Raw genomic sequence first — 23,265 nt, forward strand, 5'->3', positions numbered from 1 at the left:
GCTCCGATAAATAAAAGGAGCTACGTTTTTTCGCCGTTTATTCGGATATAATGCGGAGTAAAACCGATTTTTAGAAATACTCCGACTCTATTCAATTCCACATATGTGACACAATGAACATAAATATTGCTTTTTTCTAGAAAGAATGTATACTGTAGTTGTACAAAAAATTAATAAAGGTTCGTCTTCAGGGGCAGGGTGAAATTCCCGACCGGTGGTTATAGTCCACGACCTACTTCATTTGAAGTGGCTGAATTGGTGAAATTCCAATACCGACAGTAAAGTCTGGATAAAGAAGATAGGGCTTATTTGAATTGGCATTTTTCAGATAAGATAACTCTACTCTATTTTCCCTGCTGGAAAATAGAGTTTTTGCTGTATATTTCTGATAGTCACTACCATTAGACAAAGGATAAAGTAGATGATGAACAATACGTGGCAAGAAAAGTGAGATATGTTACCATCTGCTGTAACACTGTACTTAATTAAAAATTAAATATGAGTGGATCACTTCTCGCAGTGTGTTAGAGGATTGTATGACAATAATGAGACCATTGATACATACAAGACTAAGTGACATCTTACAACAAATCAAGAGCAATCAATGGAAAAGTCAATTTAGAAAAGTTCGTTTGAAGATGGGTCCTTAAACAGGAGGATTTCATATGCGAAACAACAAGGTACAAAAAATGGTAAGTGTAGCAATGTTAGCAGCAATAGGTGTGGTTTTACAATTTGTAGCGTTCCCGATCATACCATCATTAAGTTTTTTAAAAATCGATTTCAGTGACATTCCCGTTATGATCAGTATGTTTTTATTTGGTCCGTTAGCTGGTATAAGTACCGCGTTCATAAGATCAGTATTGCATCTGTTTACGACAGGAGCATCACCGCAAAATTTAGTGGGGGATGTAGCTAGCTTTTTTGCAACAACTGTTTTCACTTTACCAATGTATTATTTTTTCAAGCGAGGAAGCGACAAGCTTTCAAACAAAATTTTAGGAGTCTCTACAGGGATAATTGCTCTAACTGTTTTCATGGGTGTAGCAAATTATTTTGTGATTACACCAATTTATTTGCAACTATTCGGCGTATCAGCGGGGCAATTTTTAGGAATGTCACTAGCGAAATATGTTACGATTGGAATTATTCCATTCAACTTGATTAAAGGCACAATTGTAAGTGCTGTTTTCTTAGTACTTCATGCAAAACTTTTGCCGTGGTTATCCAGAAAACAATATCAGTTGGGGCATAAAAAGACAATAACAAAATAAACAATTGATATAAATAGCTGAAACATAGAGTAGAACACGTCATTTTGCTCTGTGTTTTTTTGATTGTCAATACAAATTATTCTAGTTACAAGTCGATTTCTGCTAAAATAGAAATGATAAGAACGAGAGGAGAACGAACATGAAAAAATGGCAAAAACGATTACTTTGGTTTATAGGAGTACTTGCAACAGTGATTTTGGTCGGTTTATTTTATATAAAAACTATTACCTATACCCCGACGACAATGGCTTTGGAAGTATCTCAAAAAGCACATGATGAAAATGGAGTGTTATTTTTTAAAGGAAACGAAGAGAAACCGGCACTTATTTTTTATCAAGGAGCTTTAGTTGAAAATGCTAGTTATAGTGTTTGGGCTGAGAAAGTAGCAGAGGCTGGATTTTCAGTTTATCTCGTAAAACAGCCCTTAAATCTAGCTGTTTTAGGCCAAAATAAAGCGGAGCAAGTCATTCACTCTAATAATCTAAAAAATTATGTGATCGGTGGGCATTCACTAGGAGGAGTTATGGCTAGTCGTTTTGCTGCTGAACAAGATAATAATGCATTAAAAGGTGTATTTTTCCTAGCAAGTTACCCTGACGAAAAAGGGAGTCTTTCAAAGTTTAAAGGACAAGTACTCTCATTGACAGGCTCTGAAGATGGTGTTTTAAATTGGCAAGCATATGGTCAAGCCAAAAAATATTTACCTAAACAAACTGTTTTTGAAAAAATCAAAGGTGGAAACCACGCCGGATTTGGTAGTTATGGTGAACAAAAAGGAGATAAACCTGCTCTAATTAACAATGACGAACAACAAGAAGAAGTCGCTAATCAGCTAATTGATTGGTTAAAGACAATCAACTAAATAATAAAAGGAGAAAATACCGTTTTTTGACAAGTATTTTCTCCTTTTATTATGAAGCTAATTTCATTATTTTTCTATGATCTCTATTGCACGAACAGGACATTTGCGGTACGCTATTAACGCATTGTCCTGTTCATTTCTAGAAACAAATTCTTGAAGGGCCTCGCGATCATTTTTAAAAATGACGATCCCATCGTCATTATAATCAAAAATTTCTGGTGCATAGACTTGGCACAACCCGCAAGCAATGCACTTTTCAGGAATTATTTTACATAACATAAGAGCACATCCTATTCTATCATTGAAAGAGGTGTAAATATGGAACCTTCCTTTATTTTAGCTTTATTTCAGCATGGATACAAGGTACGCACTTCAACTTTGTATCATCTTTTAAAAGGCAAGCGGACAAGTTCTGTATTGCTATATGGTTTTTTATATGAAAACTTACGATTTTTCCAGCTATTTCCATTATTATCTGACAAACAATTTCATACTATAATAAAAGAATTAGGTAAACAAGACTTATTGAATCTGACATCTGATGGCGAAGCTCAGATAACGTCTAAAGGTATACAGGTCGCAGTTTATGATGTCCATCATTTTTCTTGGATCAACAATTATCGATTTGGGAAAACAGATGAAACGATTTGGCGTTTATTACAATTTACGGTGCAAGTTGTTTCTAATTTATCTTATACGAATAAACATTACGTTCCATTAGAACAATCGCCATTGTATCAAAAACAAGTGAAAATGTATATAAAATCAATGCCTAAAGCGCAGTTGATCGAAACAGTCAAGAAAGAATGGACGCTGTTATTTTCTCATCTAACGAACGATGAAGCAAATTTTTTTGCTCAACAATTTTCGGGCTATCAACAAATCGGTAAAACATCGTTTCAATTAATGAAGGATGATGATAACACCTTTGAGCGACAGTTATATAAAAAAGAAAAACTCCATCATCTACTGGATACGATTTGTCTAATGCCAGATGGTAGTTTCTTAAAAAAGTTGGTTCTTCCTTTAGTGAAACAAAATGAAAATAAAAGTATGAGTGAAACAAGTTCATATATGAAAACGCAGCTTCCGATAGAAGCGTTAGCTCAGAAAAGAAGGGTCAAAATAAGCACAATCAAAGATCATCTTATGGAATTAGCCTTAACTAAGGATTTTCCGTTTGAACGCTTTATATCCAAAGAAACAGAACAATTCTTATTTGAATACCCTAAACCATATCAAGAATGGACATATCGGTCAGTCAAACAAAACAGTCCTGAACTGGACTACTTTGAGTTTCGTTTATACCAAATTCAAAAAATTAGAGAAGAAAGAGAATCACGCCAATGAGAGTGGATTTAGAACATGTATTACAAGATAAATTTGGCTTCAGTACATTTAAACCAGGGCAAAAAGAAGTAATTGAGCAGCTGATAAAGAAGCAAGATACATTAGCTGTCTTGCCAACAGGTACTGGAAAATCCTTGTGTTACCAGCTAGTTGGACAATTAGTTAAAGGGAATGTGATTATAGTTTCACCACTTCTATCTTTAATGGAAGATCAAGTGATTCAGCTTCAAAAAAAGGGGGAAGCAAGTGTTATTGCTCTAAATAGCAGTTTGTCTTTTATTGAAAAGCACTATGTATTAAATCATTTAAGTCACTATAAATATATTTTGATCAGCCCAGAAACATTAACTCAAAAAGATGTTCGAAAAAGAATAGCTGAATTAACAATTGCTTTATTTGTAGTAGATGAAGCCCATTGTGTTTCTCAGTGGGGCGTTGATTTTAGACCAGAATATACCAAGCTAGCTAAAATCCAAGCAGAATGCGGTTATCCATTGACTTTGGCATTAACAGCCACAGCAACTCCAGCTGTAAAAAAAGAGATTATTAAGCAATTATTTTCTCATCGCAAAACAATTTCGGAAGTTATTTTTTCTGTGAACCGACCAAATATTGGTTTAATTGTCAATCAAACAACTGAAAAAAGTGATACATTAATTTCTTATCTGACAGAATTAAAAAACAGAGGAATCGTGTATTGTGCAACTAGAAAAACAGCAGAGAGAATCAATCGATTAATCAATGCACAGACGAATTTAAAATCAGCATTTTATCACGGGGGTCTGACTGCCAATGAGCGTAGTTTGTTGCAACAACAGTTTGTTTCAAATCAATTAGATGTTCTATGTGCGACAAATGCTTTTGGCATGGGGATCGATAAGCCGGATGTACGCTTTGTTATTCACTATGATTGCCCGGATAGTTTAGAAAATTATGTTCAAGAAATTGGCCGGGCAGGTCGTGATGGGCAGGCTAGTGTAGCGATTTTACTCTATCAACAAGGTGATGAATCTATTCACCATTATTTTCAATCTGAAAGTCGGCTTGATCGAGAACTTTTAAATGAACTAGCTGAAATCCAAACTGAAGATCAAGAAACCATTTTACCTACACTAAATGAAATTCAACAAAAATGGCTGCAAGGATATTTTGAAAAGGAGTACACAATCGAAGAATTAGAACAAAGATTATTAAGAAAAGAGAAAGAACGTCAACAACAGTTAAATGTTATGTTAAACTATATCAATGAAGAAAAATGCCGTCGGGTGTTCATTCAGCAGTATTTTTCAGAAACAATCACAAAATCAACACAAGAAAATTGTTGTGATTGTTGCGGCTTATCCTTTGACAACTATAAAGGGCAAATAGTACAATCACCAGAAGAAAAGGAAATCTCCGAACAGTGGGAGGACATTTTAATAAGATTATTTAAAGAATGAAAATAATCTTATTTTAGGCTACAGTTGACAAAAAGCTGTGGTATAATAGCAAACGAGATAATTTTAGGAGGAACGATACGTGAGTAAAAAAGATAAGAAAAAACCATCAGGTGCACGTGAACCTTGGGAGCAGTCAATTTATGATACGGATAAGAATGCTGGGGGCTCTCGCTCAGAAAAACGTCAACAAAAAAAGGGCAATACGGTCTTTCTAACAATTTTAGTTATTCTATTATTATTGATTATTACTTTACCAGTTGGAACCTATCTTTATGTTATGAGAGATAAATCTGACAATAAAGAGGCTAGCCAACCATCATCATCTGTAGTTGTTCAATCATCGACAAAAAACAGTTCAACTCAGCCATCCTCTTCAAGTGCTAGTTCTTCGCAAGAGCAACCGGCATCGTCTTCAGAAGTAGCAGGCGAAAGTAGTGCACCACAAGAAACCACGCCGACAAGTGCACCACAAGAAGCAGCTGTATATACTGAAGTGCTTAATGGAGAAGGACCAAATCAAGTTGCCACAAGAAATGGGATAACAACAGATGAGCTATTACAATTAAATGGCTTAACTTTGAATTCTGTTTTACAACCTGGACAATCATTACGTGTAAAATAGCAACAAAATTGGGAGAAAAGTAACGACTGCTTAATGCAGTTGCTTTTTCCCATTATTAAGGGTCTGAAACAAAACAATTTATGTTTTGTACCAGACTCTTTTACTATGTGATAAACAAAGGAGTTCACTATGAAAAAGATAAGCATCGCAATCGATGGACCAGCGTCTTCTGGTAAAAGTACAGTTGCTAAGATTTTAGCAAAAAAATTAAATTATATTTATTGCGATACAGGAGCTATGTATCGGGCTTTGACCTACTTAGCAATTAAAAAAGGTATTGATTTTGAGAATGAACAAGGCTTAGTTGACTTGTGTCTTAACCACACTATTTCATTTAAACAGACTGAAAAAGAGCAGTTAGTTTTTGTTGATGGAAGCGAAGTAACTGAAGAAATCAGACAACCTAATGTAACAAATGCTGTTTCGATTGTGGCAAAACATGGAGCGGTTCGACAAAAAATGGTAGAGCTTCAGCAAGAGATTGGACGTTTAGGCGGTGTTGTCATGGATGGACGAGATATTGGAACAGCTGTGTTGCCTGATGCAGAAGTTAAAATCTTTTTGGTTGCTAGTGTGGAAGAACGCGCTGAAAGACGTTATAAAGAAAACCAAGAAAAAGGTATTACGACTGATTTTGATACGTTGAAAAAAGAAATCGAGCATCGGGATCATCTTGATTCAACAAGAGCAGTGTCTCCTTTAAAACAAGCAGTAGATGCAGTTAAAATTGACACAACTGGAATGAATATAGAAGAAGTGGTCAAAGAGATCGAAGAGATTATCATAGCTAAAAGTTAAGGCTTCGTATTTTGTAATAAAATAGCTAGAAAGAAAGTATGACTGCGTAAAAGTTATACTTTCTTTGTCCTAAAGCAAGAAAATTTCTTCTTATCTCAAATAAAAAAAAGAAAATGAGAGAAATCGCTTTATTTTTTCAGTAAAATCCCTTACTATTAAAGGAGTAGGTCAGTTTTTACGAATTTTTTGGTGGCATAGGAGGATAAGTATTCATGACAGAAGACAAAAAAGTGGAAATCAGCAATGAAACAATGGAAGACGCAATGAACAGTTTTCAAGAAGTGAGTGTTGGCGACATCGTTAAAGGTGAAGTGCTGGCAGTCGAGGACAAACAAGTAATTGTTGGTATTGAAGGTGCCGGCGTTGAAGGCGTGGTACCAGCAAAAGAATTATCTACGACACAAGTAGAGGATATCAATGAATTAGTAAGTGTTGGCGATATCTTAGATTTAGTTGTCATCACATCAATCGGCAAAGATAAAGAAAATGGTAGTTATTTACTTTCTAAACGTCGTTTGGATGCTAAAAAAGTTTGGGAAGAAATCGAACAAGATTTTAAAGCAGGTAAAATTATCGAAGCTCCAGTTACAAATGTTGTAAAAGGCGGTTTAGTGGTTGACGTTGGTGTTCGTGGATTTGTTCCAGCATCAATGGTAGAAGATCATTTTGTCGATGACTTTTCTGCATATAAAGGCCAAACATTGACATTCAAAATCATTGAAATTGAGCCTTCAGAAAATCGTTTGATTTTATCTCACAAAGCGGTTGTTGCAGCAGAGAAAAATTCTAAGAAAAAAGATGTTTTGGCGACCCTTCATGATGGAGATATCGTTGAAGGTAAAGTGGCTCGTTTAACTGATTTTGGTGCGTTTATTGATTTAGGTGGTATTGATGGATTAGTTCACGTTTCTGAAATTGCTCACCAACATGTTGCGAAACCAAGCGATGTGTTAACAGTAGGCGATAACGTAAAAGTTAAGATCCTTTCAATCAATCCAGAAGAAGAACGTGTGTCACTATCAATTAAAGAAACATTAGCTGGACCTTGGGAAGACATCGAAAACAAAGCAGCAGTTGGTTCAGTTCTTGATGGAACTGTTAAACGTTTGACTAGCTTTGGTGCATTTGTTGAAGTATTTCCTGGCGTTGAAGGATTAGTTCACATTTCTCAAATTTCACATAAACATATTGCAACACCTCACGAAGTATTACAAGAAGGTGAAGCAGTTCAAGTGAAAGTATTGGAAGTTAATCCTGAAGAACACCGTATTGCATTAAGTATCAAAGCATTAGAAGCAAAACCTGAATCTCAGGAAGAACCAAAAGATGTCCAAGAATATGAACTGCCAGAAGAAAATACTGGTTTCACAATGGGCGATATCCTAGGGGATGCTTTGAAATCACAAGATACCGATTCTGAATAATTTTTCAATTCGAGCGGAGGGGAACCTTCGCTTTTTTTGTCTAAGAAACTAAAAATAGCATTAACTAAAGTGTATTTAGTTAATGCTATTTTGGGATTAGATCCTCAATTATAAATTACTCGTAAATCTGCGGGTGTATGTTCCCCGCGATATTGCTTACGGAATTGGTGAGGAGATTGGCCTACTTTTTTCTTGAATAACTTGCTAAAGTAAGTAGAATCAATATAGCCAACGGTTCCAGAAATTTCTGTGATGGATTCTTCTGTTTTCATCAATAATTGTTTGGCTTTTTCTACGCGATAAGCAGTTAAGTAATCAATAAAGTTCATGCCAACGGCTTCTTTAAAAAAGCGACTGACATAATGACGATTCAAGTGCATGATATCAGCTAAAGTAGTTAAGTTGATTTCTTCATTGTAGTGGTCATGAATGTAATCCAAAATAGTATTGATTTGTTCTTTTGCTAAAATAGTTGGTTTATTATTCAATACATCCATCAGAGAAACTTGGTTGAGTGATTTAACGCAGCGATCGATAGCAAATTTTAATTCATTAAAATCAACGGGTGTCAATAAGTAATCGATTACACCACATCGCAAGGCTTGATGAATACTTTCAAAATTATCTCGTTCAGTCAAAATAATCACTTTGATATTTGGAAGCTGTCGAACTATTTTGCGTTTAACAATAAAACCATCAATATCTAAATGGTCGATTGCTATCAAAAGAATTTCTGGAAGCAACTTTTCAGCAATTGTTAAAGCTTCTTGCTCCGTTTCAGCAGGAGGTAACACTTTTATATTCATAAATGAGTCGTTGATAGATTGTTGAAGTGTTCGTTGCTCTTTTACATCATTACTGACAATCATTAATCGGCACATAAGTAAAACCCTCTTTTCTTTGATGAGATAATAGTTCTTTTGTTTGTGAAAATTTCTTTACTACTACATAATACCTTGAATAAATTCAGCTTTCAAGTGCAATTGTTTGTGAAAAAGATACACGAATAGGTTAATAATGTCCATAATCTTCTTAAAATATTCCCTAACAAATTGAAAAAAATAGATTAAAATCAATTTGTAAGCGTTTAAAAAAGAAGGAGTGTTCAAATATGACTGAAGTAATTAAAGTAAAAGAAATTGAAACATTAGTCGAAACCGCAAAGAAAGCTCAAGCAAAGTATGAAAATTATACGCAAGAGCAAGTAGATGCTATCGTAAAAAATGTATATCAAAAAACACTTGATAACGCAGAAAAATTAGCTATTTCAGCAAATGAAGAAACTGGATTTGGAAAAGTTTCCGATAAAATAATCAAAAACACTTTTGCCAGTGAGCAAGTTTATGAAAGTATCAAAGATTTACCGACTGTCGGCGTAATTAACCGTCGTAAAGAAGACAAAATTATAGAAATTGGTATTCCTTTAGGTGTTGTCGCAGGTCTGATTCCTTCAACAAATCCGACCGCAACAGTGATCTTCAAATCGTTAATTGCGTTGAAAACTAGAAATGCAATCGTTTTTTCACCACATCCAAAGGCTTTAAAATCAATCTTAATGGCTGTTGAAATCATTGAAAAAGCAGCTGTTGAAGCTGGAGCGCCTGCTGGTTTGGTTCAAGTAATCCAAGAGCCAACATTAGATGCGACTAGTGCTTTGATGAAGCATGCAGATGTATCACTGATTCTGGCGACGGGTGGTAAAGCAATGGTGCAAGCAGCCTACAGTTCTGGAAATCCAGCCATTGGGGTAGGTCCTGGAAATGTTCCTGTATTGATTGATGCAACTGCTGATATCCCACATGCAATTGATTGTGTTATCAGTAGTAAAACGTTTGATAACGGAATCATTTGTGCATCAGAGCAAGCGCTGGTTGTAGATAAGACAGTGAAAGAAGCAGTTATCGAGCAATTGAAAGCTAAAAAGGCTTATTTTATGAACGAAGAAGAATCAGCGAAAGTTAGTCAATTTATTTTGAGAGAAACAGGAACTTTGAATCCAGATATCGTTGGAAAAAGTGCTTCAGATGTTGCAAAATTAGTGGGTATCTCTGTTCCAGAAGAAACGTCTATCTTAATTTCAGAGCAAACAGAAATCGGTCACCACAATCCTTATTCAAGAGAAAAATTAACACCGATTTTAGGATTATTTACAGTTGATTCCTTTGAAAATGGCGTAGAAACATGTAGAGCGTTACTTGCTAATGAGGGAACAGGTCACACTGCAGTGATTCATACAACAACGGATGCTAATGCAGAAATATTTGGCTTAGAAATGAGAGCATCGCGTATTTTAGTGAATACATTAGGAGCATTAGGAGCAATTGGTGCAACAACAAAATTAGCACCGTCAATGACGTTAGGTTGTGGTGCAATGGGCGGAAGCAGCACTACGGATAATGTAACAGCTCATCATTTAATGAATGTAAAACGCATCGCATATGGTGTTGAATAGTAATAAATGATAAAATAGAAATCCTGTAATTGCGAGTTAAGCTATTCTGCAATTACAGGATATTTTTTATGTTCAGCGGTTTAATTCACTTATTTCACTAGTTTTTCTTGCATCTTAGACAAGCTTTAGGTAAACTAGTAAAGATTGAAAACTTGTCAAGGAGGTAATTTGAATGGCAAATCCAACAATTGCAATTGTCGGGCGCCCGAATGTAGGGAAATCGACGATTTTTAACCGTATAGCTGGTGAAAGAATTTCTATTGTAGAAGACACACCAGGTGTAACAAGAGACCGTATTTATGCCACAGGAGAGTGGCTAGGACGTGAGTTTAGCATTATTGATACAGGTGGTATCGATCTAAGTGACGAACCCTTTATGGATCAAATCAAGCATCAAGCTGAAATCGCTATTGAAGAAGCGGATGTCATTGTTTTTGTCGCAAGCGGCAGAGAAGGTGTGACAGATGCAGATGAACTAGTTGCGAGAATTTTATACCGCAGCAATAAACCAGTCATTTTGGCTGTAAATAAAGTTGATAACCCTGAAATGCGAAATGATATTTATGAGTTTTATTCTTTAGGTTTAGGGGATCCATTTCCTATTTCTGGAAGTCATGGTTTAGGTATTGGAGATGTTTTAGATGAAGCAGTCAAACATTTTTCAACTGAAATCGAAGAGGAAGATGAAGACACAATCAAATTTAGTTTGATTGGACGTCCGAATGTTGGTAAATCATCATTGATCAACGCGATTCTTGGTGAAGACCGTGTGATCGTTTCTGAAATTGAAGGAACAACCCGGGATGCGATCGATACGCATTTTGAATCGGAAGATGGACAAAAATTCTTGATGATCGACACAGCAGGTATGCGTAAGCGCGGCAAAGTGTATGAATCGACTGAAAAATACAGCGTGATGCGTGCAATGCGTGCAATTGAGCGCTCAGACATTGTTTTAATGGTTTTGAACGCTGAAGAAGGTATTCGTGAACAAGATAAGAAAGTTGCTGGATATGCTCATGAAGCAGGACGTGGCATTATTATCGTCGTGAATAAGTGGGATACTGTTGAAAAAGAAACGAATACGATGCGCGACTTTGAAGAAGAGATTCGTGAAGAATTTCGATACCTCGACTACGCACCGATCATCTTTGTTTCTGCACTTACGAAACAACGCTTAAACAAATTACCAGAATTGATTGAACTTGTTAGTATGAATCAAAATCTACGTATCCCATCTGCGTTGTTGAATGATGTAGTAATGGATGCCATCGCCATCAATCCGACCCCAACAGATAAAGGCAAACGATTGAAAGTCTTTTACGGCACACAAGTGGCAATCAAACCGCCAACATTTGTTATTTTTGTAAATGAAGAAGAATTAATGCACTTTTCTTATGCACGATTCCTAGAAAATCAAATTCGTAAAGCTTTTACATTTGAAGGAACACCAATCAAAATTATTCCAAGAAGGCGGAAGTAACGCATTTTACCACACTTTTTTCAATTGTACAAATAAATTCATTGAGTTATAAAAAAAAATGATAGTTTTAGAAAAAACTGGTTAAAACGCATCAAAAACCTTGCTATTACAAGCTTCCTATGATATCGTGATAACAGAATATTGATCCAATTCAATATTTGTACGTCATTTTTGGACCACTCAAAAATAAACGTAAATTAGATATCTTTTAGATATCCTATCCCTTGTGGAGGAGGTGAAATAATCCATGGCAAATAAAGCAGAATTAATCGAAAACGTTGCATCTTCAACTGGTTTAACTAAAAAAGACGCAACTGCAGCAGTGGATGCTGTATTTTCAACAATCCAAGAATCTCTTGCTAAAGGTGAAAAAGTTCAATTAATCGGTTTTGGTAACTTTGAAGTTCGTGAACGTGCGGCTCGTAAAGGACGTAACCCACAAACTGGTAAAGAAATTCAAATCGCTGCAAGCAAAGTACCTGCGTTCAAACCAGGTAAAGCGTTGAAAGATGCTGTTAAATAAGACAGTTCTTAGAACCCTTGATTATTCAAGGGTTCTTTCTTTATATTCTAGAAATAGTAAAAGTAAAGAGATCAAAGTAGTTCAAATTATAGTTTGACTAAGGAATAAAAATAGGACTTTTTGAATGTTGGAAGTTTTTTTTATCAATCGTACATTTTTCCATAGTTGTCAAAATAAGTCTAAAATACGCTTATTTAAAGTACTCAAATTAAAAACATAGTAAAAATTCATAAAATAGATTTGAAAAAAAGTGGAAGACACGATAATCTACTTCAAACAAAATCAAGAAAGTGGACATAACAATTATTTCGTGTATCATAAAGTTATGGAAACTCACACAGGATTATTAACCCATATCAAGGTATTCAAAGAAAAGCCGTATGCTATAACTGGAATGTTAATTTGGGAAAATGATGTCTGTATTAATTGTGTCATCAAAAACAGACCGTTTGCCAGGTATGTACTATCGTTACCGATGCATCAATATGAAATTGAGGTAAAAGGAAACTATAATAGTAGAGGGCAATTTGATGTAAAACATATGCGCATCGTTAACATAGATAGCTATATTGCTTTGATCGGAACACCTGAATGAAAGAACCCTCGACTCGTCAAGGGTTCTTTCGTTATTTCCTATAAAAAATTCAAAAAGCCAATCGTTCTGATTGGTTTTAAGGATATAGAATAATCAGCTATGTCTAAAAACTAATTGTTTAACTATGAACATTGCAAAGTGCTAATTATCCAAATCAGACTGAATCACTATGTTTCTTCAAAACAGCAATCGTTTAAGAAGTGCGCTATTTTTCCTAAAAGTTAACTGTTTTTCGAAACAAGTTAAGTATAAAGTGCAATTAAGAATTTTATTCATAGATAAATAGAATATCTATATCAAAATAATGAATCAATAATGTCTGTTCTTTAAGAAATTCAAAAGAACAATCGTCCTCTAAAGAAGGATCGTGTGTTTTCAAAAATAAAAATCATCCCTCTTCCTGTTTTGCGACAACTAATGGTAAAATGTAGAAGAGGGGTGTTATCGATGGAATTAGTATATACGAAAAATCAGCTGCAAACGACGATTATCTATGGTGAAACCTTTGCCTCACAGATTAAATCAGCTTCATTTGAGTCGAGACATCTTTTCTTGATCACTAATCAACGGTATTATGATTTATTTTCGGAAAAACTAATTCAGCTTTTTGATGACAAACAGGAATTAGATTGGTATATTTGTAAGAATGACTCGCATTGTAATAACATGAACGAGTTGGAAAGCTTATTGGCATTTTTGGCAGATTTTGATCAACAACAAAAATTTCTTTTTTTAGGCGTTGGAAATGAGGGTGTTGTTCAATTGACCAGTTTTCTGCACAAAACCTCTGTACTAACTTCGGATTGTTGGCTGTTGCCATTATCAATTCAATCACTAAGTAGAAGCTTGATTGATGAAGTTCAAATAGAATTGAAAAATCGTCCTGTTTTAAAGAGTTTGATGCTAGCAGATAAGATACTCTATGATCGTACTTTAACAACGGATCATGGGGATGGAAAATTAGTTGATTTTCTTGTTTTTATTCGTTGTGGATTGGTTTGTAGTCATGATTTTTTACGAATGCTGTTTAAAAACTATAGCGATGCAACAAGATTGAATCAACAATCTTTCAATGGTATGTTGGATGAAATGATTCGCTATTATGAAAAAGATGGTCACATAATCGACCAATTTGGTCAACTGTTTGAACAAGGTTTTTTAGAAACAGCCAATGGTCATTTGTTGTCCAGTCATATGAAACGATTTTTAGGCTGCTTATTGCAGCTGCTTTGGTCCCAAGAGGTGAATCAATTTCCTTTTCATTATAAGAATTTTATAATATGGTTGATTCGTTTAGGTTTCCCTGTTGCGTTTCCTGAACAAATTTTAGTCAGTGATTACGTGGAAGGTGTTTTAAAATGTGTAGAACGTGGGGGGAGAGCTGCCCTTTTAAAAGAAGTAGGAGAGCTTGATTCTATACAAAAACCTAACACAGAGGACTTATTAGTAACGGTAGAAAAATATAAAACTATTTTAAAAGAAATTAGAGGGTAAAAGATGACAACGTATAGTGAAAAAATGCTTGAAGCATTACATGAAGAAGATTTGGCGCAAGCACAATTAATGCTGGCGGAAGCAATTAGAAAAGATGACGATGATACACTTGCTGATCTAGGAGAAGAATTATTGTCACTTGGTTTTTTAGAAGAAGCAAAATTAATTTTTGACCATTTATTAAAGGTTTTTCCTGATGCTGATGGGCTGAATATTCCGTTAGCAGAGATTGCCATTGAAAATAATTTGATCGACGATGCATTTGTTTACTTGGAAAAAGTAGGGAAAGACAGCGATAGTTATGTTCAAAGCCTACTTGTAACCGCAGATTTATATCAAGTGATCGGCATTCCAGAAGTAAGTGAAGCAAAATTAAAAGAAGCACAACGATTAATGCCGGATGAACCATTGATTTTATTTGCTTTAGGTGAGTTGTACTTTTCTAATGGTCAGTTTCAAGAAGCTTCTGCAGCTTACCAGAAGCTGCTAGAAGCACAAGTTACAGAAATCTCCAATGTCTCGATCAATGAACGCTTAGGAAGCAGTCAGAGCATGTCTGGGGATTTTGAAGAAGCAATCCCATTTTTAGAAAAAGCACTAGAAGAAGGTCAGACGGATGATCGTTTATTCCAATTAGCGTTCACTTACTTACAACTACATGAAAATCAAAAAGCAATTGCACTTTTACAGCAACTAAGAGCATTGAATCCACACTATCAATCTCTGTATTTGTCTTTAGGAGAGGCGTTACAGGAAGAAGAACAATTAGAAGAAGCACGAACTGTTTTAGCAGAAGGGATTAAAGAGAATCCTTTCCAAGTAGATCTATATCAATTAGCATCTGAAAATGCTTATCGACTACACGATACTGAAAAAGCTGAATCTCTATTAAAACAAGCTTTAGAACTTGGTGAAAAGACAGATGAAACAAGGCTTACATTAAGCAATTTGTATTTGAACGAAAATCGCTTTGATGAAGTAATTGAAGTTGTGCAGCAAATGGAAGAACAAGGTCATCCCTATGGCGAATGGAATTTAGCTCATGCATATAATGAGTTGGAGGAGTTTGCTTTAGCAAAAGTACACTATGAACAAGCGTATCAAGAACTATCGCATGAACCTGAATTCTTAAAAGAATATGCAGTCTTTCTTCGTGAAGAAGGACAGTTGGAAAAAGCGAAGGAACTTTTACAACACTATCTTCAACACGAACCTGGTGATAATGAGGCAGTATCACTGTTAGAAGATATTGAAGAAAGATAGGTGATTAGATGTTTGTCAATGTCGCAGATAAAAAGGAATTTTTAGTTTGGCTGGTCAATAATATTTCATTTACTCAAAGAGAAGTTTTATGGATTTTAAACTATTTAATCAATCACGAAGCTATTTTGAATAACGTGCATTTTGTCGAGCAATCAGACAAAGCAATTCGTGGCATAAAAGTCACCTCAAGAGAAATGGAAGATGAGCCAATTCGATTGTTTTTATCAGGCAAAGAATTTACGGATACTGATCAGATTTTTCATGAAATTCGTATGAATTGGAAAGAAGCTCTATATGTGGAATGTATCTTTGATGGCTCATGGCAGAATAGCCAATATTTATCCATTTTAGAAGATAATCCATATGCTCGTTGGAATGAACAGGTCAGTGAAGAAGTAATTGAAAGTATTAATGTTTTTTTTGCTCATGAAGAAAAACAAGCAAAAATTGATTTGTTATACAATCAAATCGACTTAGCTTTAGAAGATAATAACTACGAAGCATTTTTAGAGTTGACAGATGAATTGAATCGTTTGAAAAAATAATAAATAGCCTGAGACAAAACTAAACTAAACACCAGTTTTGTCTCAGGCTATAAATCCGTATAAACGGTGAAAAAAAGTAGCTCTTTCGTCTTATTTCTCGGATCTAAACGCTTTTGTAGCGATCTCTTTCCTTGTTTTAATTGAATTGATTTTTCCTTTTAAATAGCATTTTTGTAGGTTTGGAATAAGTAAATCCTTCCCCAATTGCTTCATGTACGTTGATCACTGAAATAAATGCTTTGGCATCCAATTCGTGGACAATACGTTTGATTTCCATGATTTCACTAGGGCTAACAACGACATAAAGAACTTTCTTATCAACTTGAGAATAACCACCTTGACCATCTAAATAAGTAACACCACGTTCGAGTAGAGCCATAATGACTTCCCCGATATCTTCAGAATGATCCGAAATCACTAAGATACCTTTGGCAGCATAAGCACCATCCAAAACAGAATCAACAACCTTACTGAAAACAAAAGAAACAATCAAGGTGTACATCATTCTTTTGACATCAATATAGCTTAAAGAAAGAATCAATACTAAAATGTCAAAAATCAGAAGTGAACGGCCCATACTGATCCCATAATTTTTTTCCAAAATTCGAGCGACCACATCTGTTCCACCAGTCGTTCCGCCCACGCGATAAACGAATCCGCTACCGATACCTGCAGCAAGTCCAGCCAGTAAAGATGCGATCAATAAATCATGATCTAAATTGACTTCTATAGGGAATCGTTGCCACAGCCACAAAAATACTGATAAAGACACAGTTCCTAAAATTGTATAATAAAATGAGTGCTTACCTAAAATTTTTCCCCCAATCAGGATCAGCGGAATATTGATAATCAAGGTTGAATAGGCCGGATCGATATAAAAAAGTGCACGCAAAATCAACGTAATCCCTGTTACTCCGCCCTCTGCTAAATCATTTGCGATATTAAATGTTACTAAACCAAACGCATAAAGACATGTGCCAGCTAAAATCAGCAAAACGTCCTTAATATAAAATCTTTTTTCCTCAATCATAATGATCACTCCTAACACATATTGTGCGATACTGTATAGGATCATACCCAAAAAACCTCGTTCAGTACTCACTTTATCATTCTCATTATAAAACAACAAGTAGAACCTTTTCAGATGACGTACTTTTTGATAAGATGAGTAGTAGAAAGGTTGGGGTAAAATGAATGATGAAAATCGATCTTTGCATTCTATGCAAGAAGAAGTGGATACTTATATCCAGCAATTTAAAACGGGTTATTTTTCTCCATTAAGCCAAATGGCACGATTAACAGAAGAAGTAGGTGAATTAGCGAGAGAAATCAATCATTATTATGGTGAAAAACCTAAGAAAACAAATGAAAAGCCAAAAACAGTTTCCGAAGAATTGGGCGATGTATTATTTGTTACAATGATTATGGCTAATTCGTTAGATATAGATTTAACTGAGGCGTTCCAAAAAAATATGGAAAAATTCAATCAACGGGATAAATATCGTTTTGAACGAAAGGATGGTCAAACAAATGATTAAAATTGTAGTTGCAGGCTTTAAAGGGAAGATGGGTTCGACCGCAACCAAAATGGTTTTGAATCATGAAGCTTTTGAATTAGTGGGTGTTTTAGATCCTTTTGAAGAAAAGAACAACCTTAAAGAATTGGCAGACTATCCATTGATCAATATACCGATTTTTAAAACGAAAGAAGACGTTCTTTCTGTCCAGCCAGATGTTTGGATCGATTTCACTATTCCCAAAGTTGCATACGAAAATACACGTTTTGCGATTGAACATAAAATCGCGCCGGTTGTCGGCACAACTGGTTTAACCGAAGAGCAATTAACTGAATTGATTGATCGTTCAGAAAGATTAAAAGTAGGTGGTTTGATTGCACCTAATTTTGCTGTAGGTGCTGTTTTAATGATGCAGTTTGCTCAAAAAGCTGCTGAGTATTTCCCAGATGTTGAAATTATTGAGTTACATCATGACAATAAATTAGATGCACCAAGCGGAACAGCTATCAAAACTGCTGAGATGATGAGTGAGGTGCGTTCAAGAAAAGAACAAGGTCATACAGAAGAAAAAGAATTGATGAAAGGTGCGCGCGGTGCTGATTTTGAAGGAATGAAAATCCATAGTGTTCGCTTACCAGGGATGATTGCGCATCAGCAAGTCCAATTTGGCGGTGTTGGAGAAGGGTTGACAATCAGGCATGATTCATATGACCGCAGTTCATTTATGACAGGCGTCGCATTAGGATGCGAAAAAGTCGTTCACTTAGAAAAATTAGTGTACGGATTGGAAAATTTATTATGAAATTAGACACAATACCAGATGAGTTTACTAGAGCAACAAGTGTGTTGAAGGACATTCAATCCCATGGGTTTGAAGCATATTTTGTTGGGGGCAGTGTTCGTGATGCATTATTGAAACAACCCATCCATGATGTTGATATTGCCACCAGCGCATACCCAGAAGAGATCAAACAAATTTTCCCTAGAACAGTCGATGTCGGAATCGATCATGGGACAGTTCTGGTTTTAATAGGTGAAGAGCAGTATGAAATCACTACTTTCAGAACGGAATCAACGTATCAAGATTTCAGACGCCCAGATGCAGTGACGTTTGTACGCTCGTTAAAAGAGGATTTAAAACGTCGAGATTTTACGATCAATGCATTAGCGATGAATGTTGAAGGTTCTATCATAGATTTATTTGATGGTATGGACGATTTAGAACAGCGAATCATTCGAGCGGTGGGGGATCCTAAAGAACGGTTTCATGAAGATGCATTACGGATGATGAGAGGACTACGTTTTGCTAGCCAATTGGATTTTAAAATTGAAACAAATACATTAGCAGCCATCGAAGAATTTCATCCGCTTTTAGAAAAAATTTCTGTCGAACGAATTGCTATGGAGTTTATCAAACTTTTACTAGGAAAAAACAGAAAAACTGCGTTGTTGCCTTTTATCGAGACTGAGTGTTATCAATATTGTCCAGAGTTAAAGAATCATGCTGAAGCACTGTTTAGATTTTCTGATCTCCCAGATAAACAGATTGAAACAGAAAATCAAGCGTGGACTTTACTGGTCCATACCTTGGAACTAAAAGACAATGAGATCCGCAATTTTTTAAAATCATGGAAACAGTCCAATCAAATGATTCATGAAGTGCAACAACTGATTTATGGATTGAATAAGCGACTTTTGGAAGAATGGCAAGTCATGGATTTATATAATTTAGGATTAGATGCTGCAATATCTACAGAAAAGCTATTGTTTTATTATGGACGAAATAGTAAACTTGAAGAAGTGAAAGACCGTTATTTATCTTTGCCCATTCATGACAGAAAAGAACTTGCGCTTACTGGCAATGATTTACTTGCTTATTTTGATAAAAAACCAGGTAAATGGTTAGGCGAGATGATTGAAATGATTGAAACTGCTGTTGTGAAAGGTCAAATAGTGAATAACAAAGAAGTGTTGCTTGCATTTGTGAACGATAAGATCAATGAGGAGTGATAAGCATGGAAGAGTTTTCTAAAACGTTTGTTGTTGGTTCAAAGGATACTGCAAAAGAAATGGGATCGGGTGATCTTGATGTACTAGCGACTCCAGTAATGATTGCAATGGTTGAGAATACTGCAAAAGAATATTTGCATAAAGAGTTGGCATCAGAAGAAACAAGTGTAGGAACAGTAATAAATGCAAAACACTTACGTCCGTCTAAAGTGGGGGCCAATATTCTGGTCAAGGTAAAAGTTGACTCTCAGGAGACATCAAAGATAAATTTTTCTTTCGATGTATTTGATAACGAGGAATTAGTTGCAACTGGAATCCATCAAAGAGCTGTTATCTTAACGGATGTTTTTTTGGATAAATTAGCACTTCGTAAGTGATAAGGCGAATGGTGTGACCTAGCCAGAAAGTTATGCTAAACTTAACTTTGTAGAAATTATTTTAGATAAGGGGACTTACATTATGAGTAGAGAAATGACAGGATTAAAGTTTTATTTTAGAAATGGTGAAACTTGGACGATCGGTCGCCGTTTTATCGGAGATTTATGGATCAAACAAATTTCAACTAGTTTTGGCCGCATCCATGGAAGTGAATTTATGGAAATTCACCCATGTGAAGGATTTAAAATCGAAATCTTCCAAGAAGGCGATCATGTTCAAACTCATGATATCAATCTTGGTGGATTAGAATTAGGAATGTTTGCCCGTGCTTTAAAATATGAAGATATCGAACGTATGGAAATTTTATATAAAACTGGTACGCCAGATTTAGTTTACTTCCCATACAAGGATAAAACTGACGAAGGTTTAGATAATGTTTATCAATCTACTAAAGTCAGTGAAAAAACGAAAAGTTTATATATCGTGATTGATCCAACCCAAACAGTTGATGATGTGTACGGTGAAGAACTTTAATAAATAGTTGATTTGACCGTAGATTTCTTTTGGGAGATTCTACGGTTTTTTTATTAAAACGGTGAGGTGTAAAAATGAGAGCTATAGAATTATCATATAAGAATAGTCAACCTATTTTAAAACTAACACAAAATGCTGTATTACCTAAAAGAAATGAGAAGCAGCTATTGATTAAAGTTGAAGCTGCAGCGATCAACCGCACCGATTTAGTTGCAATAGAAACGGGAAGACTTCCAAAAGGCAATATGATTTTAGGAGTTGAAGTTTCTGGAACAGTAATAGAAAGTGATTCAGAGCTATTTCCATGTGGTAGTCGAGTGATGGGGCTTGTGAATGGTGGCGGGTATTCTGAGTACGCTGTGATGAACATAGGTAATGCAATGCTTTTATCTGAGCAATTGACGTTTGAAGAAGGTGCGGCAATTCCAGAAGTGTTTTTAACAGCGTATCAAACGCTGTTTTGGCTTGGTAATCTAGATTCTAATGCATCAGTTTTGATACACGCTGGTGCTAGTGGTGTAGGGACGGCTGCAATCCAGTTAGCGAAAGGATTAACGTCAGCTAAAATTTTTGTTACAGCAGGCTCTTCTGAAAAACTGGATCTATGTCGATCATTGGGCGCAGACGTTCTGATTAATTACCACGACGAAAATTTTAGTGAGCGAATTCTCCAAGAAACTAAAGGGCGCGGTGTGGATATTATTTTAGATTTTATTGGTGCATCCTATTGGAAACAAAATGTTGCGAGTATCGCCTATGATGGTCGTTTGATTCTTATTGGTATTTTAGGTGGTGCAGTAATTGAAGAACTCAATTTAATGGATTTACTTGAAAAAAGAATCACAATAAAAGGGACATTGCTGACACCGAGAAGTGATGCCTACAAAGCAGAGCTGACTGAAGAGTTTTCAACTAAAACGAAAAAGTTGTTTGAAGAAGGGTTGCTAAAACCCGTTGTAGATACAGTATTTTCGCTGGAAGAAGTGGAAAAAGCCCATCAATATATGAGGAGCAACAAAAATAAAGGGAAAATCATTTTAAAAATCAATGATTGAATAATGAGTGATAAAAATGGTGAAAAAAAATAATGGACCAAAAATACAAGAAGAAAAGCGAACCATCATTGCAATGATCGATATCTATTATAAAAAACATAAAGAACCTGCAATCGATAAACAAACGTTGTTGTCTTACTCACAGCTTCGATTGGATGTTTGTCGGTTTGGGGAGGAAAAGCCCACTTGTAAACAGTGTCCGGTACATTGTTATCGCCCCGATTACAAAGAACAAATGAAACAAGTGATGAGATACTCCGGACCAAGAATGTTACTTTATCATCCTATTTTAGCTGTAAAACATCTTTTAAAAGAAAATAAAAGTAAAAAAATTAAAGTATGATGAACACGCATAATTACTAGTTTTTATTTTAAAAAAACTAGAAAAAATAAAAGAATAAGTAACAAAATAGGTTGACACGTCGTTGGCCTAGGTATATACTGAGAACAATTCTTAAATAAATCAGTTACGGAGTGATTCATATGACAACCATGAAGCATAACCAATTACAACTGAATAATTATTACTTTAGCTATTTTAGATGAGTTTGTATTCATAACATTATGGATGCAGACTAGCAAGTTTGTATCTATGATGGCTAGGGGATTTCGAGATGACTTTCAGCCGCGTAGATGAGAAAATCTATAGTGGCTTTTATATTACCTATTTTTTGTGAGGTGTTCACTGTAGATTTTTCTGAAAATTTACGTGAATACCTTTTTTGTTTGAGAAAAATCGCTTTTGAGGAGGAACTAGGATGGAAAATACGATTACAGGACACACAAGATTAGCTGCATTATTTGCAACACCGATTCGTCACAGTGTTTCACCAATGATCCATAATACAGCTTTTCAAGCATTAGGAATCGACGCGGTATATTTGGCTTTTGAAGTAGGGACAGATGGGTTAGAGCGAGCGATTGATTCAATCAAAAATTTGGAAATGATCGGTGCAAATTTGTCGATGCCCAATAAAATTTTGGCTGTCGAATATATGGATGAATTAAGTGAAGCGGCTCGTTTGATTGGTGCGGTTAACACTATCACCAACGATCAGGGGAAATTAACCGGACATAATACTGATGGAACTGGCTTTATGAGAAGTTTGCAAGATATCGATGTTGACATTATTGGTAAAAAAATAACAATTATCGGAGCAGGTGGTGCAGCTACAGCGATTATTGTTCAAGCGGCTTTAGATGGGGTCAAAGAAATCACGGTTTACAATCGTAAAGATGATTTTTACGACAAAATCAAAGCAAAGCTAGCTTATATTTCTGAAAATACAAACTGTGCCATTACCTTGTATGATTTATCTGATGAAAATCGCCTATCTAAAGATGTGGCAGAAAGTACGTTATTATTAAATGCAACTGGTGTTGGAATGAAGCCATTAGAAGGACAGACACCAATACAAGATTTTTCTATCATTCGTCCAGATCTCGCTGTCTGTGACGTCATCTATACACCAAGAGAAACTGAATTTCTTAAACAAGCTCGTATACGTGGCGCTAAAACCAATAACGGCTTGGGTATGTTGCTTTATCAAGGTGCTGCAGCGTTTGAAAAGTGGACAGGACAAGAAATGCCAATAGAAATCGTAAAACCAATTATAGAAAATAACTAAATTAAATTGACTGAAGGAG

25 protein-coding genes and 1 riboswitch are annotated in these 23,265 nt (G+C 35.4%); of the genes, 22 read left to right on the forward strand and 3 right to left on the reverse strand.

The features are described from left to right. The first annotated feature begins 179 nt into the window (after positions 1 to 179). Positions 180 to 304: riboswitch (FMN riboswitch) on the forward strand. 361 nt (positions 305 to 665) lie between these two features. Together I583_RS05900 and I583_RS05905 are read left to right on the forward strand one after the other, a co-directional pair. Next, the gene (locus I583_RS05900) at positions 666 to 1,274 is read left to right on the forward strand and encodes an ECF transporter S component (protein WP_010761428.1); all 609 of its coding nucleotides are present in this window, start codon (positions 666 to 668) and stop codon (positions 1,272 to 1,274) included. Between the two features lie 139 nt (positions 1,275 to 1,413). Next, entirely contained in the window at positions 1,414 to 2,136 is a 723-nt protein-coding gene (locus I583_RS05905; RefSeq protein WP_010761427.1) for an alpha/beta hydrolase, read from the forward strand. Positions 2,137 to 2,202: 66 nt separating this feature from the next. Here the strand turns inward: I583_RS05905 and I583_RS05910 are convergent, their stop codons facing one another. Further along, positions 2,203 to 2,415: a ferredoxin gene (locus I583_RS05910; RefSeq protein WP_010761426.1), complete on the reverse strand. Its 213-nt coding sequence runs from the start codon at positions 2,413 to 2,415 to the stop codon at positions 2,203 to 2,205. 39 nt (positions 2,416 to 2,454) lie between these two features. Between I583_RS05910 and I583_RS05915 the strand changes: the two genes are divergently transcribed. From I583_RS05915 to rpsA, 5 genes are all read left to right on the forward strand, one after another. After that, positions 2,455 to 3,486, forward strand: coding sequence for a YpbB family protein (locus tag I583_RS05915; RefSeq protein WP_010761425.1), 1,032 nt, complete (start codon positions 2,455 to 2,457; stop codon positions 3,484 to 3,486). Then, the gene (locus I583_RS05920) at positions 3,483 to 4,925 is read left to right on the forward strand and encodes a RecQ family ATP-dependent DNA helicase (protein WP_010761424.1); all 1,443 of its coding nucleotides are present in this window, start codon (positions 3,483 to 3,485) and stop codon (positions 4,923 to 4,925) included. Before I583_RS05915 ends, I583_RS05920 begins: the two co-directional genes overlap by 4 nt. Positions 4,926 to 5,004: 79 nt before the next feature. Then, the gene (locus I583_RS05925) at positions 5,005 to 5,547 is read left to right on the forward strand and encodes an SAG1386/EF1546 family surface-associated protein (RefSeq protein ID WP_010761423.1); all 543 of its coding nucleotides are present in this window, start codon (positions 5,005 to 5,007) and stop codon (positions 5,545 to 5,547) included. A gap of 129 nt (positions 5,548 to 5,676) precedes the next feature. Further along, positions 5,677 to 6,345: a (d)CMP kinase gene (cmk, locus tag I583_RS05930; protein ID WP_010761422.1), complete on the forward strand. Its 669-nt coding sequence runs from the start codon at positions 5,677 to 5,679 to the stop codon at positions 6,343 to 6,345. A gap of 212 nt (positions 6,346 to 6,557) precedes the next feature. Beyond that, positions 6,558 to 7,769 carry a 30S ribosomal protein S1 gene (gene rpsA / locus I583_RS05935; protein WP_010761421.1) on the forward strand — a complete coding sequence of 404 codons (1,212 nt, stop codon included), beginning with the start codon at positions 6,558 to 6,560 and terminating at the stop codon, positions 7,767 to 7,769. A gap of 104 nt (positions 7,770 to 7,873) precedes the next feature. On the opposite strand, the gene I583_RS05940 is transcribed toward rpsA, so the two are convergent. Continuing rightward, complete coding sequence (locus I583_RS05940; protein ID WP_010761420.1) at positions 7,874 to 8,650, reverse strand: helix-turn-helix domain-containing protein; 777 nt, start codon at positions 8,648 to 8,650, stop codon at positions 7,874 to 7,876. A gap of 230 nt (positions 8,651 to 8,880) precedes the next feature. On the opposite strand from I583_RS05940, the gene I583_RS05945 reads away from it, so the two are divergent. From I583_RS05945 to I583_RS05975, 7 genes are all read left to right on the forward strand, one after another. Beyond that, the gene (locus tag I583_RS05945) at positions 8,881 to 10,221 is read left to right on the forward strand and encodes an acetaldehyde dehydrogenase (acetylating) (RefSeq protein ID WP_010761419.1); all 1,341 of its coding nucleotides are present in this window, start codon (positions 8,881 to 8,883) and stop codon (positions 10,219 to 10,221) included. Between the two features lie 172 nt (positions 10,222 to 10,393). Then, entirely contained in the window at positions 10,394 to 11,704 is a 1,311-nt protein-coding gene (gene der / locus I583_RS05950) for a ribosome biogenesis GTPase Der (protein ID WP_010761418.1), read from the forward strand. 247 nt (positions 11,705 to 11,951) lie between these two features. Then, on the forward strand, positions 11,952 to 12,227 hold the full coding sequence (locus tag I583_RS05955) for an HU family DNA-binding protein (RefSeq protein WP_010761417.1): 276 nt from the start codon (positions 11,952 to 11,954) through the stop codon (positions 12,225 to 12,227). A gap of 325 nt (positions 12,228 to 12,552) precedes the next feature. After that, a complete protein-coding gene (locus I583_RS05960) occupies positions 12,553 to 12,822 on the forward strand; it encodes a hypothetical protein (RefSeq protein ID WP_034683176.1) in 270 nt (89 codons plus the stop codon). A gap of 447 nt (positions 12,823 to 13,269) precedes the next feature. Beyond that, entirely contained in the window at positions 13,270 to 14,316 is a 1,047-nt protein-coding gene (locus tag I583_RS05965) for a hypothetical protein (protein ID WP_010761415.1), read from the forward strand. Positions 14,317 to 14,319: 3 nt separating this feature from the next. Continuing rightward, the gene (locus I583_RS05970; RefSeq protein WP_010761414.1) at positions 14,320 to 15,579 is read left to right on the forward strand and encodes a tetratricopeptide repeat protein; all 1,260 of its coding nucleotides are present in this window, start codon (positions 14,320 to 14,322) and stop codon (positions 15,577 to 15,579) included. An 8-nt stretch (positions 15,580 to 15,587) separates the two neighbouring features. Further along, positions 15,588 to 16,124 (forward strand): YpiB family protein, encoded by a 537-nt coding sequence (locus I583_RS05975; RefSeq protein WP_010761413.1) that lies wholly within the window; start codon positions 15,588 to 15,590, stop codon positions 16,122 to 16,124. Between the two features lie 136 nt (positions 16,125 to 16,260). Here the strand turns inward: I583_RS05975 and I583_RS05980 are convergent, their stop codons facing one another. Next, positions 16,261 to 17,154, reverse strand: a complete 894-nt coding sequence (locus I583_RS05980; RefSeq protein ID WP_034683180.1) for a YitT family protein — start codon at positions 17,152 to 17,154, stop codon at positions 16,261 to 16,263. A 160-nt stretch (positions 17,155 to 17,314) separates the two neighbouring features. On the opposite strand from I583_RS05980, the gene I583_RS05985 reads away from it, so the two are divergent. The 8 genes from I583_RS05985 to aroE all read left to right on the forward strand — a co-directional run bounded on the left by I583_RS05985 (position 17,315) and on the right by aroE (position 23,246). Then, positions 17,315 to 17,662, forward strand: coding sequence for a nucleotide pyrophosphohydrolase (locus tag I583_RS05985; RefSeq protein WP_010761411.1), 348 nt, complete (start codon positions 17,315 to 17,317; stop codon positions 17,660 to 17,662). Next, positions 17,655 to 18,443 (forward strand): 4-hydroxy-tetrahydrodipicolinate reductase, encoded by a 789-nt coding sequence (gene dapB / locus I583_RS05990; RefSeq protein ID WP_010761410.1) that lies wholly within the window; start codon positions 17,655 to 17,657, stop codon positions 18,441 to 18,443. Before I583_RS05985 ends, dapB begins: the two co-directional genes overlap by 8 nt. Then, positions 18,440 to 19,651 carry a CCA tRNA nucleotidyltransferase gene (locus tag I583_RS05995; RefSeq protein ID WP_010761409.1) on the forward strand — a complete coding sequence of 404 codons (1,212 nt, stop codon included), beginning with the start codon at positions 18,440 to 18,442 and terminating at the stop codon, positions 19,649 to 19,651. The genes dapB and I583_RS05995 overlap by 4 nt, the downstream gene beginning before the upstream one ends. Positions 19,652 to 19,656: 5 nt before the next feature. Next, complete coding sequence (locus I583_RS06000; RefSeq protein ID WP_010761408.1) at positions 19,657 to 20,028, forward strand: thioesterase family protein; 372 nt, start codon at positions 19,657 to 19,659, stop codon at positions 20,026 to 20,028. Positions 20,029 to 20,110: 82 nt separating this feature from the next. Further along, positions 20,111 to 20,563: a hypothetical protein gene (locus I583_RS06005; RefSeq protein WP_010761407.1), complete on the forward strand. Its 453-nt coding sequence runs from the start codon at positions 20,111 to 20,113 to the stop codon at positions 20,561 to 20,563. 74 nt (positions 20,564 to 20,637) lie between these two features. Next, a complete protein-coding gene (locus tag I583_RS06010) occupies positions 20,638 to 21,618 on the forward strand; it encodes an NAD(P)H-quinone oxidoreductase (RefSeq protein WP_010761406.1) in 981 nt (326 codons plus the stop codon). Between the two features lie 16 nt (positions 21,619 to 21,634). Beyond that, positions 21,635 to 21,961, forward strand: a complete 327-nt coding sequence (locus I583_RS06015) for a nitrous oxide-stimulated promoter family protein (RefSeq protein ID WP_010761405.1) — start codon at positions 21,635 to 21,637, stop codon at positions 21,959 to 21,961. Positions 21,962 to 22,376: 415 nt separating this feature from the next. Then, positions 22,377 to 23,246 carry a shikimate dehydrogenase gene (gene aroE, locus I583_RS06020; protein ID WP_010761404.1) on the forward strand — a complete coding sequence of 290 codons (870 nt, stop codon included), beginning with the start codon at positions 22,377 to 22,379 and terminating at the stop codon, positions 23,244 to 23,246. The last annotated feature ends 19 nt before the right edge of the window (positions 23,247 to 23,265 follow it).

It is taken from the genome of Enterococcus haemoperoxidus ATCC BAA-382, assembly GCF_000407165.1.
Classification (GTDB): Bacteria; Bacillota; Bacilli; order Lactobacillales; family Enterococcaceae; genus Enterococcus_L; species Enterococcus_L haemoperoxidus.